Genomic DNA, 18301 nt, shown 5'->3' on the forward strand with positions numbered 1-18301 from the left:
GATATCAAGAAAGAAAGGATGCAAAATATGAATGCTCCAGTAAAAGTTCAAGAAGAATTAGTCGCCATGGCTGCAAAGTCAAAGCTACAATTGGATCGTAAACGCTATTTATGGATGTTGGGCCCAGCTTTACCCGTTATTGGCATTGGTATTTTAGCGGGTTATCAGTTTTCTCCACGTCCCCTCAAAAAAATCTTTGCTTTGGGTGGTCCAATTGTATTACATGTGATCATTCCTTCTATTGATACCATGATTGGGAAAGATGCCAATAACCCAACTACTGATGATATTAAACTGCTTGAAAATGATCCATATTATTCCAAATTAGTAAAAAGTTTTATTCCTTTACAATATGCTGCAAACGTTTATGCCTGTTATATTGCCAGCCGTAAACAGACATCTTTTATCGATAAGATTTTATTGGGCATCTCCATGGGTGCGATTAACGGTATTGCAATTAATACCGCGCATGAATTAAGCCATAAATCTGATCGAATAGATCATATTTTATCTCACTTGGCGCTTGTGCCAACAGGATATAATCATTTTCGCGTTGAACACCCTTATGGACACCATAAACGCGCTGCGACCCCTGAAGATCCAGCGTCTTCACAAATGGGCGAGACTTTTTATGAGTTTTGGCCTCGTACTGTGATCGGATCTTTTAAATCTGCGATTGAAATAGAAACTGCACGCTTAAAGCGTAAGGGTAAAGAGTTTTGGTCGAAAGACAATGAACTATTACAAGGCTGGGCAATGAGTGCAACGTTTCATGCGTCTATGGTCAAATTATTTGGAAAGGGGGTCATTCCTTATTTAGCCACTCAAGCTTTTTATGGCATTAGTTTATTTGAAATTATTAATTATATTGAACATTATGGGTTGTTACGCCAGAAAAAAGCGGATGGCAGTTACGAACGAACCATGCCAGAGCATAGCTGGAACAATAATAATATTGTGACTAATTTATTCTTGTATCAACTACAACGTCATTCAGATCATCATGCCTATCCAACCCGCCCATTTCAGGCATTGCGTCATTTTGACGAAGCGCCAGAGTTACCAAGTGGTTATGCCAGTATGTTGCTTCCTGCCATGATTCCACCACTTTGGTTTAAGATGATGGATAAACGTGTTCTGAATCACTATAAAGGCGATTTAAATAAAGCCAACATTTATCCAAAACGTCGCGCAAAACTGTTTGCCAAGTTCGGTTTGGTGGATAAATCATTGCAAACTGAAACAAACTAAAACCGTTAATTTTCTTAATTTTAATTTCCTTTGAACAGCCCTAACTTAGTTAGGGCTTTTTTTATAGGCTTAGATTCGTAGTTAAAGCGTTTTAAGCATCCAGATTTCACAGGCGTGACTATGACCTGTTTGACCGCGAGGCTGAGTTAAGTGTTGAAAACCTAATTGTTCATATAATCCGATAGCTTCTTTGAGTGTCGCTGTCGTTTCAAGATAACAGGCAGTAAAATTTTGGGCTTTGGCAAAATCAAAGCATTGCTGTAAAAGCCTCTTCGCAAAGCCTTTTCCACGCAAAACAGGTAAGAAATACATTTTTTGGATTTCGAGTAATGTCGCATCACCCAATAGGGGTGAAATGCCGCCACCGCCCAGTACATTTTGATTTTGGTCTACAATGACCCAATATTGGCTATTGGGTTGGTTATAAACTTTAGAAAGTTGATCTAAAATGGGGTCCGAAACGGCAAAGCCGGCATCTGTTGCCAGCCCATATTCTTTGGAAACTTCACGTATAATGCGGGCAATGTCAGAATTATCCTGAGCTTGAATCTGGCGTATAGAATACATGGATACATTGAAATAAAATAAAAGTGGGATCGAATCTAGCCCAAATTCAGATCCCACTCAAGTTGATTAATTCCCAATAAATCCTAGTTCAATATCATTTCAATTCACTTGATGATTTACCTAATTCACGGCGAGCGATGATGAGCTGTTGGATTTGTTGTGTTCCTTCAAAAATATCTAGAATTTTTGAATCACGTGCCCATTTTTCCAATAATTCATCTTCGCTGTAACCTACGCTTGCTGCTAATTCGACACATTTTAGGGTAATTTCGTTACCAATGCGTCCTGCTTTTGCTTTGGCAATAGATGCTTCCTTAGAGTTCGGCTTTTTATTATCTGCCATCCATGTTGCTTTTAAGGTAAGCAAGCGCGCAGCCTCCCATTCAGCTTCCATACGATAAATTTGAGCTGCAAGGTTTGAGGTTTGTAGATACGGGGTTGCATAGTCCGCTTCGAGTTCATCTTTAAAGATTTCCTTAATGCGTTCCAACGAAGCCTTCGCACAACCAACGGCCATCGCTGCAACTAATGGACGGGTATTGTCAAAGGTTTCCATCACGCCTGCAAAGCCTTTGGCTACGTCGACTTCAGCATTGCCCAGAAGATTAGCCGCAGGAACACGACAGTCAACAAAACTGATCGCAGCTGTATCAGAGGCTTTAATCCCTAACTTATGTTCTAAACGTTCAACTTTCATGCCGGGCGTACCTTTGGGGACTACAAAGGATTTGATTGCTGCACGACCTAATTTGCGATCCAGTGTAGCCCAAACAACCACTGAGTCAGCACGTTCACCTGAAGTTACAAAGATTTTTTCACCATTGAGGATGTAGTCGTCACCCTCTTTGGTCGCGGTAGTTCGAATTGCAGCTGAATCAGAACCACAACCCGGTTCTGTGATTGCCATAGCAGCCCATGTGTTTTTAAAACGATCAAGCTGTTCATCATTGGCAACGGCTGCGATTGCTGAGTTTCCTAACCCCTGACGTGGCATACTTAACAATAAGCCTGTATCGCCATAACACATTTCAATAATCCCAAGTGCTGTAGACATATTGGTGCCGTTTTTTACACCTTCATTTTGCTGCTCACCTCGTTTTCCTGCACCTGTTGCGCCAGCATTGATGCCTTCACCCCCTTCATTCATGCCATCGATCAGTGAAGCAAGCATATCCAGTTCTTTGGGATAAGCATGCTCCGCTTTATCGTATTTACGGGAAATCGGACGTAGAACATTTCTTGCAACTTCGTGTGCCTGATCTACCAACATCTTAAATTTTTTTGGATTTTGTAAATTCATTTTATTTTTCTCCAGTTAAGCATGCAGGCCAGAATGTAATATCGCTGTTGCGCGCAAATCGCGATACCAGCGCTCGACGGGATGTTCTTTGGTAAAACCATGCCCACCTAAGATTTGTACCCCATCTGTCCCGATTTTCATGGACTTTTCCGCACAAAGTAAACGAGCCAGATAGACTTCACGATGGAATGGCTTGCCTGTTTCAGCCAAACTAGCTGCATTTAGAATCAACATTCGCATAGCATCAATTTCAATCGCCATGTCCGCAATCATGAACGCTACACTTTGACGATGAGAAATAGGTTCCCCAAAAGCAGTACGTTCGTTGGCATATGTAATGCAATATGCTTTAACAGCTTCACACGTACCTACAGCCATCGCACACCACATCAGATTTCCCAGATCTATAAATGTACTGTAGTCAAACTCGTGATCGCCTAAGCGTATAGCAGGGGTTTTATTAAAAATTAAAGTGACGGTTTCTGTTGCTTTGAGTCCCATTGCTGAAGCATTTTTTAATTGAATGCTGTCTTCACGTTCAACCACGAAAAGATCAGCTTGACCATTTAAATCTGCGCTCACAAGAAGTAAATCTGCCGTTTCACCTAAAATTACAAGGGTCTTTTCACCTGTAATATAAAACTGATCATTTTCATGAGTGGCTTTGGTTTTGAGTTTAAATGGATTAAAGGCGGGAGTATTTTCCTGTACGGCAAAGGTGGCTTTGATATTACTATCTTCAGCAAAAGCAGTCAGATACTTTGATTGTACCTCCGTGGATCCCCAGCGTGTAAGCGCATTAATAACGCTAAATGTACTCAGCAAGCCTGCGGTTAGGCTAAAATCACCTTTTGCGAGATATTCAGCAATCAGGATATTACTGACAATATTTTGTTCTGCAGCAACACCCCCTAATGCTTCTGGCAGCGCATAGTAGTTTAGTCCCAAATCTTCAATGTATTGCCATAACTCTTCTGGAAATTTATGATCATGATCAGCTTGATGTGCAAGTGGAGCCAAAACCTCTTGTGCAAATTGAGACATTGCCTCGACCGTCATTTGCTGTTCTTCAGTCAGGCTAAGATCGAATAGATTTTTCTGTTGGCTAGGTAAGCGTTGACGATCAATATTTTGAGGTTTAAATGCTTTTTGGGTATGCGTAAGCGCCTTAAATCCAGTTTTTGAACCTTGATACAGTGATTTTTCGACAAATTTGCGTAGCTTTAATTGATCGAGTAGATCGCTGGAAGCCATTTTTGTAAGTAATGAAAGTCCAAAACCCTGGGCTTTATTCACCATATTGGTCATTGTGCTGCATCCTTCGCAGTTTAGTTATTGTTTTTATGCTGACATGCCTCAAATCAAAAAACCATGTCAGTGTTGACAGTGATATTTCAGGCAGATAAATGGAGAATTAAAAGGACATAATAAGGCTAATAGAATGAATTTTATATAAAAATTATAAACAAGCAAAGGGCAGTAAAGTGATAAATTGACTAGGCTGACAAATTCATAGCCTAGTCAGTGAACATTGCGGGCGGTTTTAAGCATATTCACGGATCATATGCCGAACATTGGTTCGTGCATCAATCACAGTCATAAACGTATAGGCACCGATAAATTTGCGACTAATAAACATAAACTCTTTGGGCGGAACTGAAAAAAAACGAGAAGCCATTGATTTACTGGCTTGCTGCATCACGCGACTATGCAGTTGGCTTTTTTTCCAGTTATAACGTTCATGTTCATCCATAAGACCTTCAGGCATTTCTGGATTATTTTCAGGGCAGCTAAACGCTTCTGTCGCCAGTAAAAATACTTTGGCCATATCTGGTTTAATGCTTTGTGGAATCGAATCAAAAAACTCATATCCAGTCATGGCTTTCACCATGGCATCAGCATCATGTTGATAGCCAGCTTTGATTAAATTGCGGGCGACATTCAGTAGATGATCATCAAATTGTCGGATTGCACCAAAGTCAAGTAAGACAATTTTATCTTTGATCTCATTGCCATCACCTAGACGTACCAGATAATTACCAAAGTTTGGATCGGTCTGCATTTCACCCCATTCAAAAATTTCACGAACAGCGATTTCAAGTGAAGCTTCACCGAGCAGATTACGGCGCTCTTGAGGAAGTGAGAGCATAACGGGGCTGTTAATGGGCACACCACGTTCAAAGGTCATGCATAAAATTTTGTCGGTACAATAAGTATCGATAATATGTGGAACTACGTAACGCGGATCACTTTTAAGGCGTTCAGCAAAACGGCGTGTGGTGGCTGCCTCAATATCGTAACTAACTTCACGATGCATCATTTCACGAACTTCTTCAAACCATTGATCAAATTCACGGGTTTGAGGCACCATACGAGTAAGCTTGAGCATATTTTTAAATAAGCTCATATCTGAATCAATCGCTTCAGCAACACCCGGGTATTGAATTTTTAAGACCAGTTCTAAGCCATCTGATTTACGAGTCGCGCGGTGTACTTGAGCAAGTGAAGCTGTACCAATGGGTTCATGGTCAATAGTAAGGTCATGAATTTTATCACCTAGTTGCTCTTGCAAATGTTCTTTTATCGCAGGCCACGCGAGGGCAACAGTTTGATTATTTAGTGTATTTAACGCTTGAGTAATTTCGTCAGGTAAAAAATGTTCGCCATAAAGAGCCATCATTTGCCCAATTTTGACGATAGAACCTTTTAGCTTACCGATTTCTGAAACCAGATAATTTGCCTGTTCAGCCATCGCTTTTTTACGTTTTTTCTCTTTTTCTTCTTCACTTGAGAAAAGAGAAGATGCGTTTGCCGTTGCCCAGCGAGTACCCGCCAGCAATGAGGCTTTAGCGATAGATAAGCGTCGATCCATAGAAGATGTTTTTAGGTTCTTGAGCTTATCGTTCTGATCAGACATATAAAATCCTTGCTAAAGTCATGCACAGTCAATGATTATCATAGTAGCGAATATTACATGCTATAACCGTATTAAAACAGTTAGAGAGAAAGAATGTTTATCCGAAACATCAGAAAAGTACAAAAAATGTTCATTTATATAGCGAAGAGAACAATATATTCTCAAAATTAATGCAGACGATGATCTGATTTAGGGTTAAATTCAGCCAAAAAATTGTCGTAAAAGTCCTCAATAAATTTAAGGTTGTTATTGGCGAAATTGAATTTTAAATAGTTGTCGCGTCTTAAGTTGTTCAACATGACTCAAAATATGCTGATCAATCATAGTCTGAACGGTTTTATGCATAAAACCTAGCGCATAACCTTTAACAATAATAATGCTGGGCAGCGTGAAGAAAAAATATTTAGCATCTTCTAATGTGGCATTTTCAAAAATCCCATACTCATTCAGAGTGTTACAAAAAAATTGTTTCTCCGCGATGACATGACTGGAATCAATATCATTCCAGTAGTTTTCACGCATTGCTAAAAGATTATTGTGTTTATAACTCATTGACTCAAACTATATGACAAAGTAAAAAGGAAGGGGGAGAAATCACGTATAAAAGCGACTTTCATTAGAAATTTAGTTTAAAGCAATTTCATGAAAGTACAAATTTAAAGCGATAAAAATTGTTATTGAATAGTGAAAAGTTCTCCACATTTTCTTTTTTTTGCTATATTAATTACCATAAAAGGGGATGGCATTCCCCCTTATACAAACCGTCATAATGACTAATGATGCCTACGAACTTCTGATAGATCAGAGGGCGTAGGTGCTTACTCTGATTTTCAAAATTGGAGTAAATAATGAAAATAATATTTATCTTTATTGCTAAAAAAAGTGTTCCTATACGGCGCTTTAAAATATTTCATCCTTTGCATTTATGACGCTTATTCAAAAAAGAGCAGACTTTTAACTTTAAAAAAAGAGCGAGAAAAAATGCAAGGATATCAAATTACTTTCTATTCCCAATTAAGCGTGACTCAGGAGGGCATCCCGATTCATCGCTGGCTATTGGATGTCGCAAAAAAAATGAATTTACGTGGTGCTACGGTGGTTAATGGTCGTGAAGGGCTGGATCATCGTGGTAAGTTTCATTCAGCAGGGTTTTTTGAAATGGTGGATCAGCCAGTTTTGATTCAGTTTATATTAACGGCACAAGAGTCTGAGCAATTATTTGCTTATCTAAAAGAAATTGAGCTTGAATTATTTTATGTGAAGCTTGATGTGGAGTTTGGCGTAATTGGGTCGGGAGAATAAAATGAGCTTTAAAAATGTAAGGGCAGGGATTAATCCTCCTGATGATTTTTATACCATCATTGAAATTGCTAAAGATAGCTTGCCGATTAAATATGAAGTCAATAAAGAGTTTGATGCATTATTTGTAGATCGGTTTTTGTTTACCGCCATGAGCTATCCTGAGAATTATGGTTATATTCCGCAAACATTAAGTGATGATGGTGATCCATTGGATGTACTGGTTTTTGCGCCTTATCCAGTAGTAAGTGGTAGTGTTATTCGCAGTCGTCCAGTGGGCATTATGTATATGGAAGATGAACACGGCATTGATGCGAAAATTATTGCTGTGCCGCATAGTAAACTTAGTTCTTTATATGAAGGGGTTCAGAGTCTGGACGATTTACCATCTTCGAGTCTAGCGCGTATTCAGCATTTCTTTGAACATTACAAAGACATTGAACCTGAGAAATGGGTTAAATTTAGAGGCTGGGGTGACTTGGCTGAGGCACAGGAAGAAATCAGAAAATCCGTCGCGGCTTATGAGCCCCACAAAGATATTTAAGACATCCTATATTTGATAAAACAGGAGCTGCTTGGGCAGCCCTTGTTCATTTTTTTAAAATTCAATTAGATAAAATAAAATATTAAATGACGCGCTATTCTTTTTATAATAGACAATACTTAAATAGTGATGAGCATAAATAAGTGAATGATCAGCTAAATTCTGAGCTGGAACTCAGTGACAGCGAAATGCATTTATATAGTCGTCAGATTCTTCTGGATGGTTGGGATATAGACGCTCAGGAACGGTTGAAGCTGGCAAATGTTCTGATTATCGGTGCAGGTGGAATAGGTTGTACGAGTGCAGAATTATTGGCTCGTGCAGGTGTTGGGAAACTCACTATAATTGATGCAGACATTATTGAAGTGAGTAATCTACAGCGACAAATAGCGTTTACACCTGACGATATTGGACAGTATAAAGCAGAAGTTCTAGCAAAACGGCTGATGCAAATCAATCCCTACATTCATATTGAATATTTAACTGTTCGGCTAGATCCCACGAATGTAGACCAGTTGATTCAACAGCAGGATCTGGTTTTAGACGGATGTGATAATTTCACTACACGTTATTTAGCCAATGCTGCCTGCAAAAAGCATTCTGTTCCATTAATTAGTGCTTCCGCCATTGGCTTTCAGGGGCAGTTATTTATGGTAGATGCAGAGTCGGCTTGCTACGAATGCCTATTTCCTAAAGAACAACATAGCGATGAGGGATTACGTTGTGCTGAATCAGGCGTACTTGCAACGACTCCTGTCATGATAGCGTCATTACAAGCGCATCACACTTTGCTGTTTTTAGGATTAAATTTGACGCCTTTAAAAAACAAGCTCTTGCTTTGGGATGGTTTAACTCTTAAACAACGTATTCTTCATTTTGAAAAAGATACAAATTGTCCAATTTGTCAGGCAAGTTTATCGGTAAACTAAATGAAGTTTGATACACTGCCTCGATAAACTAAATCACATTGAATGATATGAAAAAAAATATTCTGTTTGACGGGCTACGTTCCGTTGCGCGTATTGGTGAAACTGCTGTGGTGGCAGCCAAAGCGGGCATTAAATATGCGACTGAAAAGCCAAGTAATGCCAAGCTTATGCGTGAAACTTTTGAATCTCTGGGCTCGACTTATATTAAATTAGGTCAATTCATTGCTAGCACTCCTTCACTTTTTCCACGTGAATATGTGGAGGAATTTCAGGGCTGTCTAGATCAGACACCTACTTTGCCATTTAGCTATATTCAGGACGTGCTGGCAACTGAGTTTGCAGGTCGTGACCTGAGTGAAATTTTTGCTTCGATTGATGAAACACCATTAGCATCAGCTTCGATTGCACAGGTGCATGCTGCTAAATTGACCACGGGTGAAAATGTGGTGATTAAAGTACAAAAACCTGGTGTCGAAACCATTTTATATACCGACTTGAACGTGGTGCATTGGGCCACGAAAATGCTGGAAAAAGCTATTCCGAAGGTGAAATTTGCTTCACTTTCAGAAATTGTTGATGAAATTAAAACCAGAATGGTACGTGAAGTAGATTTTATTGAAGAAGCGCAAAATTTAGATGATTTTGTGGAATATCTTCAAATCACGAATAATCAGGCGGCGACTGCACCGAAAGTTTATCATCAATTTTCAACACGCCGTGTATTGACGATGGAACGTTTATATGGCGTGTCTTTAACTGATTTTGATGTAGTAAAAAAATATGCCAAAGACCCGTCACAGGTATTAATTACCGCGATGAATACGTGGTTTGGCAGTTTGATGCTTTGCAAGAGTTTTCATGCAGATTTACATGCGGGTAACCTCATGTTGCTTGAAGATGGTCGTATTGGTTTCATTGATTTTGGTATTGTTGGGCAACTTAATCCTCAAGTCTGGACAGCTTGTTTAGCCTTTATGGATGCTTTACAAAAAACCGATTACACTGCAATGGCTGAAAATATGCTGAAAATGGGCATGACTCATACCAAAATTGATACTAATGTTTTGGCACGTGATCTTGAACGTTTATTTAGTGGCGTGTTATTGGCAGACCCACAAGAAATTTTGACCTCTAAGCCGTCTGATTTAAACGATATTATGTTAGATATGGTGGCAGTTGGGGAACGTCATGGAATTAAATTTCCGCGTGATTTTGCCTTATTGTTTAAACAAATGCTGTATTTTGATCGTTTTATGCGCGTCCTAGCACCTTATACGGATATTTATGCAGACCAGCGTTTGAAAATGGTTCAAACTATAGAGCCACAATCGTTGTTTAAACATTAATTTTGAGTTGGATTATCATGGATGCCATTGTTATTGAAGGTTTAAAGGTCAATACTGTAATTGGCTGTTTTAGCTGGGAACGGCAAATTATTCAACCTTTAATGCTTGATTTAAACATCCATGTTGATTTAAACAAAGCAGCACTCTCAGATGAGCTGGAGGATACCTTAAACTATGCCCAGATCTGTGAGCTTGCTGCAAAAACCATTCAAAAAGCACAACCAAAACTGATTGAGCATGCGGCTCAGCTCGTTTTAACGGTGCTTTTTGATACCTTTCCAGCGATTGTATCTATTCGTATTACCATTCGTAAGCCTGCCATTATTGCAGAAGCCAATTCTGTAGGAATTCGCCTTGAACGCCAACGAAACGATTTTCGCCCTAGCACTGGCGAGTAATCTTGATCCAGAACAACATTTTCAAACCGCCTATCAAACTATTCGATCATGGGGGGAAGTGCAGTTTTCGCATGTCTATCAAATTCCTTGCCGCGATGGAGTCGGAGCAGACTACTGGAATTCAGCCTGTTTATTAAAATCTCTCAAAACTAAATCACAGATTGAAGTAGCCTTGAAGCAACTAGAGGCAGAATCGGCACGTATTCGTCCATCGCATCATATTTCTCTGGATATTGATTTGATCGCATTTGGGACAGATTTAAACAAAATGCAATTTAATCCGAAAAAGTTACCACTGGCCTTAGATGTTAAAATTCCACTTTATGAGCTTTGGCCTGATCCCGCGTTTCAGGTTCTAGACTATTATTTTCCTAAATTTAATTTTCATCTGCCAACAAAAGCTAATTTGTAATTAATTGGTATGGCGTTATGGCGAAATCATTTTAACTTTTTGCCTTTTTAAAAAATTTACGCAAAATTTATGCCGCTCAAATTCTCTGCAATGGAGAGTTTACGGACATTATACGCATACTTGACTTCGGGAAATCCGTTTCATTTTTAGGAATGCAATAATGTCTAGCGTTAATTCCGGTAGCATTTTAAGGCCTGCATTCGCAGGGCAAGATCATATAAGTCTTCAAACATTTTTCAAATTTCAGTTGGAAAATTTCCTGCTGCAACAGGAGATTTTATCATGTTAGAACTTATTATATTAATTGGGGTTGTAATTGCTTTGGCTTGGCCGCTAGGAAAATATCTGGCTCAGGTTATGACATATCAACCGATGAAATCTGATGTACTGTTCAGTTGGATCGAAAAACCTATTTATAAGATTTTAGGCATACAGCCTTATCAGCAAATGAATCTACGACATTATGTCAGTGCTTTTCTTATAAGCTGTTCAGTATTGTTTGTTTTATCCATGTCCATTTTTATGACGCAGGCTGGGCTGCCGCTTAATCCAGATCATGCGCCGAATATGAGTTGGGATTTGGCATTGCATACGAGTATTTCATTTTTAACCAATACCAATCAGCAACATTATTCTGGTCAGGCGCAGTTATCTTATTTCTCGCAAATGACGGCGATTGTTGGGCTTCAAGTGATCACCCCTATTATGGGACTGGCTTTGGCGGTAGCCACACTGCGGGCTTTTTTTCTTCAAGAAAAACGTAATGAAAATCTAACTTCAAATTCTATTCAATTGGGCAATTACTGGGCAGATATGGTTCGTCCGACTGTTCGTTTTTTAATGCCATTATGTCTGATTTGGTCATTATTGTTGAACTGGCAAGGTGTACCCGCCACGTTTCAGGGTGGCCCAGAAGTACAAGTACTGGATCATTCTGTAGAAAAACAAATACAAAAAATACCACTCGGTCCTGTGGCGCCTATGGTGGCAATTAAACAGTTAGGTAGCAATGGCGGTGGCTGGTATGGGCCAAATAGTAGTGTGCCGCTGGAAAACCCAACGCCATTTTCAAATTTTTTGGAAATGCTGGCGATTTTGTTGATTCCAGTTTCCCTGATTTTTATGGTGGGATATTTCACAAAACGTCGACGCTTGGCTGTGTTTGTATTTGGAACCATGTTACTGATGTCTGTAATTTCTGCTACGGCAGCCATCTGGTCAGAAAGTTTATCTGCAACTGCTCATCAAATCACCTTAATGGAAGGCAAAGAACAACGCTTTGGTGCAGCGTCATCTGCACTTTGGGCAGCGCTAACCACGCAGGTGAATAATGGTTCTGTCAATATGATGCATGATTCCTCTGCGCCATTAACAGGCTTGATTGCCTTGAGCAATATGTTAATCAATGCCATTTGGGGGGGAATTGGCTGTGGTTTGCAGCAGTTCATGGTGTATCTCTTATTGACGGTTTTTATCGCGGGATTGATGACAGGGCGGACACCTGAGTTATTTGGACGAAAAATTGAAGCTGCGGAAATCAAGTTATTAGCAATACTTATTTTGTTGCAACCAATGGTGATTTTAATATTTACGGCCATCACGCTGACCAATCCTGCGATATCAGGTATCAGTAATGTCGGCGCACACGGCATTAGTCAGGTGTTTTATGAATACGTTTCAGCTTTTGCCAATAATGGTTCTGGCTTTGAGGGCTTAGGGGATAATACGATCTGGTGGAATTTGAGTTGTAGCATAGTTTTATTGCTGGGACGCTTTCCTGCTTTGATCATTCCATTGATGATTGCAGTTCGATTGGCACAAAAACGTCAGGCACCAGAAACTTCAGGCAGTCTAAAAGTTGAAACACCCACATTTTCACTGACCTTAATCGCTATCGTGATCACCTTAACCTTGTTGCAATTTATGCCGATTTTAGTCCTTGGGCCAATTGCTGACTATCTCAGTATGCAGTTAGGCTAAGGAGGAATACATTATGTCAACTCAAGTTCAATCGCAACAACAGCTTAGTCAGCAACGTAGTGAAGCCATTAAAAGTTCATTTATAAAATTGCTTCCTCAACACATGCTGAAAAACCCAGTCATGGGTATTGTCTGGTTAGGTACGCTCATTACTGCGTTTAGTACAGTGGCAGGTTATACCGAATGGTTGTTTGGTAGTTTGGTCACTATTATCTTATTTATCACGGTTCTTTTTGCTAACTATGCTAAGGCAATTGCTGAGGCGAGAGGACGAGGACAGGCTTCTTCATTACGTCAGGCACGGCAAAATTTGGTGGCACGTAAGCTGGATTCATTACAAAGCCGTACTGTACAAGAAATTGCTGCAACACAACTTCAAATCAATGACCTGATTGAGATTCAGGCGGGTGAACTCATTCCTGCTGATGGGGAGATTATTGAAGGTTTTGCTACGATTAATGAAGCAGCGGTAACAGGCGAGTCTGCACCAGTATTACGTGAAGCTGGTACGGACCGTTCAGGTGTAATTGGCGGAACCAAAGTCCTGACCGATCGTATTGTTGTGCAAGTGACTGCAGATTCGGGTAATAGTTTTTTGGATCGAATGATCGCCCTAGTCGAAGGTTCAAATCGTCAGAAAACACCGAATGAAATTGCATTGGGCATTTTACTCATGGTGATGACCCTAACTTTTGTCATGGTGGTGCTTAGCTTGCCTTTTATCGCCAGTTATTTGCATATCAGTATCAGTCCTGTGGTATTGGTGGCATTGCTGGTATGTCTGATTCCAACTACGATTGGCGGTTTACTACCTGCTATTGGTATCGCAGGGATGAATCGTGCGCTGAAAGCTAATGTGTTGGCCAAATCGGGTAAGGCGGTTGAGGTCGCAGGTGATATTGACGTTTTACTTTTGGATAAAACAGGCACGATTACATATGGTGACCGTCAGGCGACCGCGTTTTATTCTTTAACTTCGGTTACTGAGGCTGATTTAAGAGCGGCAGCATGGGTTTGCTCTCTCGCGGATCCCACACCTGAAGGAAAATCGATTGTTAAATTGGCGAAAGAGCAAGGTTTGCAAGCGGATGAACCTGAACATGCTGAATTTATCGCGTTTAATGCTTCATCGCGTATTTCTGGGGTCAATCTGGAAAATGGTCAGCAAATCCGTAAAGGGGCGCTGGATGCTATTTTGAAATTTGTACACTATCCTCAACCCGATGCCGAACTTATAACGCGCGTTGAGCAAGTAGCATCCAAAGGTGCAACTCCTCTAGTCGTTGCCAATCAGCATCATATTTTGGGCGTGATTGAACTATCTGATGTAATTAAACCTGGTATTAAAGAAAAGTTTGCTCGTCTGCGTGAAATGGGCATTAAAACCATCATGGTCACGGGAGATAATCCATTGACTGCCGCAGCGATTGCAGCAGAAGCGGGTGTAGATGACTATATTGCTGAGGCTCGTCCTGAAGATAAGCTAGCTTGTATCCGCAAAGAACAACAAAATGGTCATTTGGTTGCAATGGTGGGTGATGGAACCAATGATGCTCCAGCTTTGGCACAAGCCGATATTGGTTTGGCGATGAATTCGGGTACTCAGGCAGCTAAAGAAGCGGGCAATATGGTAGATCTGGATTCTGATCCAACTAAATTATTGGCTGTGGTCGAAATTGGGAAACAACAATTAATTACCCGTGGGGCTTTAACTACTTTTTCACTGGCAAATGACGTTTCCAAATACTTTGCCATATTGCCTGCCTTGTTTGCAGCAACCATTCCACAAATGCAAAAACTGAATGTTATGCAGCTTTCCAGTCCTGATAATGCGATTCTGGCGGCCCTTATTTTCAATGCCATCATTATTCCCTTACTGATTCCGATTGCCTTGCGTGGGGTGAAATTCAAGCCATCAACAGCAACTCAGTTATTACGCCGTAATATGTTGATTTATGGTGCGGGAGGCGTGATTTTGCCTTTTATTGCGATTAAAGCGATTGATCTTATTTTAGTTCATATTTTAGGTGGGTAAGGAGCAGAACATGAAATCGTCCGTACAACATATAGAGAATACTTCTGCAATGTTACGCCCAGCAATTGGTTTGAGTCTGATTAGCTTGTTGGGATTTGGTTTGCTCTACAGTAGTGTCGCTACAGGATTAGGTCAATTCATATTTCCCGAGCAGTCTCATGGTAGTTTGATTGTGAAAAATCAAGTGATTATGGGCTCTTCGCTGGTGGCACAAAATTTTCAGAATCCCCGTTATTTTATGTCTAGACCTTCAGCAGCGAATTATGATCCGATGGCAATGTCAGGCAGTAATCTTGCTATTACCAATCCCGATTTAAAGATAAAAATAGAACAACGTCTCATCGCTGTGGCCAAAGAAAATCACGTGGCTAAAAATCAGATTCCCAGTGACTTGGTTACAGCCTCAGGCAGTGGTATTGATCCAGATATTAGTCCAGAAGCCGCACAATTGCAGGTATCTCGCATTGCCCAGTTAAGACAACTCTCTGCCATACAGCTAACTGATTTGGTGCGACAACATACTGAATCAAAACAATTTGGCCTATTGGGACAAGCTCGTGTAAATGTGCTTGAATTAAATCTGACTTTGGATCAACTTAGTCGATAAGACCAACGGGATCGCAGTATTTAAATACAGGGATGTATTTTTGAGCAAAATATGAATATGACCACAGCACGTGAAGATCAGGCCTCAGCATTACTTAACCATGTGAACCGTTATCAGGCTGGACGATTGACGGTATTTTTGGGGGCAGCACCGGGTGTAGGTAAAACTTATGCCATGTTGAGCCGCGCGCAGGAACTGATACGACAAGGCATTGATATTAAAGTGGGTATTGTGGAAACACATGGACGTGCTGAAACGCTTGCTTTGACTGAAGGGCTGAATATATTGCCGCGTAAGCATATTCTTTATAAGGAGCAATATTTTGATGAAATGGATCTGGACGCCATATTAACCTTACGTCCAGCAATTATCTTGGTTGATGAACTTGCACACCGTAATATTCCCAATAGTCGTCATGAACGACGCTGGCAAGATGTCAATGAAATTTTAGATGCCGGTATTGATGTCTTTACCACCATGAATATTCAACATTTAGAGAGTTTGAATGATGTGGTATATCAGTTGACGGGTATTCGTGTATCGGAAACTGTGCCAGATCGGGTATTTGATCGGATTCGGGACATTCGCCTAATCGATTTACCAGTCAATGAATTGATTGAACGACTACAGCAAGGTAAAGTTTATTTACCTGATCAGGCCCAATCTGCTTTACAGCGCTTTTTTAGTGTTCAAAATCTGACGGCCTTACGTGAATTGGCCATGCAATTCGTTGCGGAACATGTCGATTTGGATCTGAGGGAAACTTACCTTGCCCAAGGAACAAGATCGATTCCATTAAAAAATGAGATGATGGTCGCGATTGATGGACGTGGCCAGTCTGAATATCTGGTCAGGGCAGCCAGCCGTTTTGCTGAAAAAAAAGCCATTTCATGGACAGTGGTTCATGTCGCCCAAAAACATTTTTATTTAGAACAGGGTAATTCTTCTATAGTACAAAAAGAAGTCGAACAGGCATTTCAATTGGCTCGACAACTGGGGGCGCGAACTGAGATTTTATATGGTATTAAAGTTGCTCAAACTTTGAATGACGCAATTCAAGAAAAAGCCATTTCTTCTATTATGTTGGGTTATACATTATCTACACGCCTGACGCATATTTTTAAAAAAGCGATCCATGCAATTTTATTGGAAAAAAATCAGCGTTTAGAATTAATTTTATTACCTTTAAATAATGCTTCGCAAAACAAACCCTCATTGCATGAGCTCAATCATTCTTTATTAAGTTTAAAAGAAACCTTTTTAATTCTGGCTGTTACGGTCATTAGTATCATACTGGCACGTATTGCGGAAGTTTATATAGGGGTGGATGATTTATCTATTATTTTTATAGTTGCTGTGTTACTTGTTGCCACCAAAACCCGAATGCTGGCTGCCGTGATCACGGCTTTACTTTTTTTCTTTGCTTATAATTTTTTCTTTATTGAACCGCGGTTTACCTTTCAGATTTCTGCACATCAGGGAGTAGTTACGGTCATTGCTTTTTTGGCCGCAGCATTAATTTCCAGTCGTCTCGCTTCTCGTTTACGCCAACAAGTTTTATCTTTACGTGCTGCCAATGCTTATAGTAGCCGAATGCAGGATGTGACAGCTCGATTATCCAGTGCCATGCATCTGGAGGATGTCATTCAAATTGCACAAAAAGCGTTTCAACAGCAGTTTAATTTCCCCGTCTGGATCATGATTGCGCAAGATATGTCAACCCATTCTAATCAGCAACTCACTGAAAAGGAAAAAATTGCAGCAGACTGGAGCCTAAAACATCAACAAGCTTGTGGTAAATATACCGATACCCTTAGTCAAATTGACTGGTGGTTTATTCCGCTTTTGGCACAGAAACAAAATTTGGGTGTGGTGGGGTTAAATTTGTCACACCAGCTTTCAAATTTAAATGTTGAACAAAAACGTTTGATCGAATCAATGGTGGAACAAATTGCTCAGTCCATTTTGCGGACTCAATTGGCAAATGAATTGGAACAGGCAAAAATCAGTAGTGAAACGGAGCGATTACGTTCCGCTTTACTTTCTTCGGTCTCTCACGATTTACGCTCACCTTTGGCCTCGATGATGGGTTCGGCGGATACCTTAAAAAATTATCATCAGGCCTTGTCTCAGGAGGATCAGGATACATTACTAGAGACCATACGTATGGAAGGTGAGCGATTAGATCGTTATATCCAAAATCTGCTAGATATGACCAGACTTGGACATGAGGGGCTAAAATTAAATCGGGACTGGATTGGAGTGGATGAACTTATTGGTTCCGCTACGCAGCGACTGAAACGTTATATGCCTGAAATAAAAATTGATCTTCAGCAACCAGCGCAGTCGGTCAATTTATATGTGCATCCTGCCTTGATTGAACAAGCCATTTTCAATGTGCTGGAAAATGCCGCAAAATTTTCTCCGAAGGATCAGGCTATTCAGATTCGTACAAAAAAATGGGACGAACATACTGTTCAAATTGAAATAGAAGATCAGGGCGCTGGAATTCCTGAGGATGAACGCAATCGAATTTTTGACATGTTTTATACGATGGAGCGTGGAGATCGTGGGCGTTTTGGAACAGGTTTAGGACTAACAATTGTGAAGGCTATTATAGGGGCTCATATGGGAACTATTGATGCTACGACAGGTAGCCATCATCAAGGGACATTGATTAGAATGCGCTTACCGATTCATCCAGAACAAGTCTGAA

At 40.3% G+C, this 18301-nt stretch carries 16 protein-coding genes and 1 riboswitch; of the genes, 11 read left to right on the forward strand and 5 right to left on the reverse strand.

Translation table 11 applies throughout. The features are described from left to right. The first annotated feature begins 27 nt into the window (after positions 1-27). On the forward strand, positions 28-1251 hold the full coding sequence (locus IAE19_RS06505) for an alkane 1-monooxygenase (RefSeq protein ID WP_200460120.1): 1224 nt from the start codon (positions 28-30) through the stop codon (positions 1249-1251). An 81-nt stretch (positions 1252-1332) separates the two neighbouring features. Here IAE19_RS06505 and IAE19_RS06510 read toward each other — a convergent pair whose 3' ends face one another. From IAE19_RS06510 to IAE19_RS06530, 5 genes are all read right to left on the reverse strand, one after another. After that, complete coding sequence (locus IAE19_RS06510) at positions 1333-1818, reverse strand: GNAT family N-acetyltransferase (RefSeq protein ID WP_200460284.1); 486 nt, start codon at positions 1816-1818, stop codon at positions 1333-1335. A 94-nt stretch (positions 1819-1912) separates the two neighbouring features. Then, positions 1913-3118, reverse strand: a complete 1206-nt coding sequence (locus IAE19_RS06515) for an acyl-CoA dehydrogenase family protein (RefSeq protein ID WP_200460121.1) — start codon at positions 3116-3118, stop codon at positions 1913-1915. Between the two features lie 15 nt (positions 3119-3133). Next, complete coding sequence (locus IAE19_RS06520; RefSeq protein ID WP_200460285.1) at positions 3134-4417, reverse strand: acyl-CoA dehydrogenase family protein; 1284 nt, start codon at positions 4415-4417, stop codon at positions 3134-3136. 244 nt (positions 4418-4661) lie between these two features. After that, the gene (locus tag IAE19_RS06525) at positions 4662-6035 is read right to left on the reverse strand and encodes an ABC1 kinase family protein (RefSeq protein WP_200460122.1); all 1374 of its coding nucleotides are present in this window, start codon (positions 6033-6035) and stop codon (positions 4662-4664) included. Between the two features lie 246 nt (positions 6036-6281). Then, entirely contained in the window at positions 6282-6587 is a 306-nt protein-coding gene (locus IAE19_RS06530; RefSeq protein WP_200460123.1) for a hypothetical protein, read from the reverse strand. 174 nt (positions 6588-6761) lie between these two features. Beyond that, a riboswitch (Fluoride riboswitch) is annotated at positions 6762-6828 on the forward strand. Between the two features lie 188 nt (positions 6829-7016). Between IAE19_RS06530 and IAE19_RS06535 the strand changes: the two genes are divergently transcribed. From IAE19_RS06535 to IAE19_RS06580, 10 genes are all read left to right on the forward strand, one after another. Further along, positions 7017-7337, forward strand: coding sequence for a DUF190 domain-containing protein (locus IAE19_RS06535; protein WP_200460124.1), 321 nt, complete (start codon positions 7017-7019; stop codon positions 7335-7337). A gap of 1 nt (position 7338) precedes the next feature. Further along, positions 7339-7878, forward strand: coding sequence for an inorganic diphosphatase (gene ppa / locus IAE19_RS06540; protein WP_200460125.1), 540 nt, complete (start codon positions 7339-7341; stop codon positions 7876-7878). A 188-nt stretch (positions 7879-8066) separates the two neighbouring features. Next, the gene (locus tag IAE19_RS06545) at positions 8067-8807 is read left to right on the forward strand and encodes a HesA/MoeB/ThiF family protein (RefSeq protein ID WP_200460286.1); all 741 of its coding nucleotides are present in this window, start codon (positions 8067-8069) and stop codon (positions 8805-8807) included. A 47-nt stretch (positions 8808-8854) separates the two neighbouring features. Further along, complete coding sequence (locus tag IAE19_RS06550; protein ID WP_200460126.1) at positions 8855-10153, forward strand: ABC1 kinase family protein; 1299 nt, start codon at positions 8855-8857, stop codon at positions 10151-10153. Between the two features lie 17 nt (positions 10154-10170). Then, positions 10171-10551, forward strand: coding sequence for a dihydroneopterin aldolase (folB, locus tag IAE19_RS06555; protein ID WP_200460127.1), 381 nt, complete (start codon positions 10171-10173; stop codon positions 10549-10551). Beyond that, positions 10508-10963, forward strand: a complete 456-nt coding sequence (locus IAE19_RS06560) for a 2-amino-4-hydroxy-6-hydroxymethyldihydropteridine diphosphokinase (protein WP_200460128.1) — start codon at positions 10508-10510, stop codon at positions 10961-10963. The genes folB and IAE19_RS06560 overlap by 44 nt, the downstream gene beginning before the upstream one ends. Before the next feature lie 282 nt (positions 10964-11245). Next, a complete protein-coding gene (kdpA, locus tag IAE19_RS06565) occupies positions 11246-12943 on the forward strand; it encodes a potassium-transporting ATPase subunit KdpA (RefSeq protein ID WP_200460129.1) in 1698 nt (565 codons plus the stop codon). Positions 12944-12956: 13 nt separating this feature from the next. After that, positions 12957-14978: a potassium-transporting ATPase subunit KdpB gene (kdpB, locus tag IAE19_RS06570; RefSeq protein WP_200460130.1), complete on the forward strand. Its 2022-nt coding sequence runs from the start codon at positions 12957-12959 to the stop codon at positions 14976-14978. Positions 14979-14988: 10 nt separating this feature from the next. Continuing rightward, the gene (kdpC, locus tag IAE19_RS06575; protein WP_200460131.1) at positions 14989-15585 is read left to right on the forward strand and encodes a potassium-transporting ATPase subunit KdpC; all 597 of its coding nucleotides are present in this window, start codon (positions 14989-14991) and stop codon (positions 15583-15585) included. A gap of 57 nt (positions 15586-15642) precedes the next feature. Beyond that, complete coding sequence (locus IAE19_RS06580) at positions 15643-18300, forward strand: sensor histidine kinase (protein WP_200460287.1); 2658 nt, start codon at positions 15643-15645, stop codon at positions 18298-18300. Position 18301 lies beyond the last annotated feature (1 nt).

Origin of the sequence: Acinetobacter sp. S40 (assembly GCF_016624705.1) — a bacterium.
Classification (GTDB): Bacteria; Pseudomonadota; Gammaproteobacteria; order Pseudomonadales; family Moraxellaceae; genus Acinetobacter.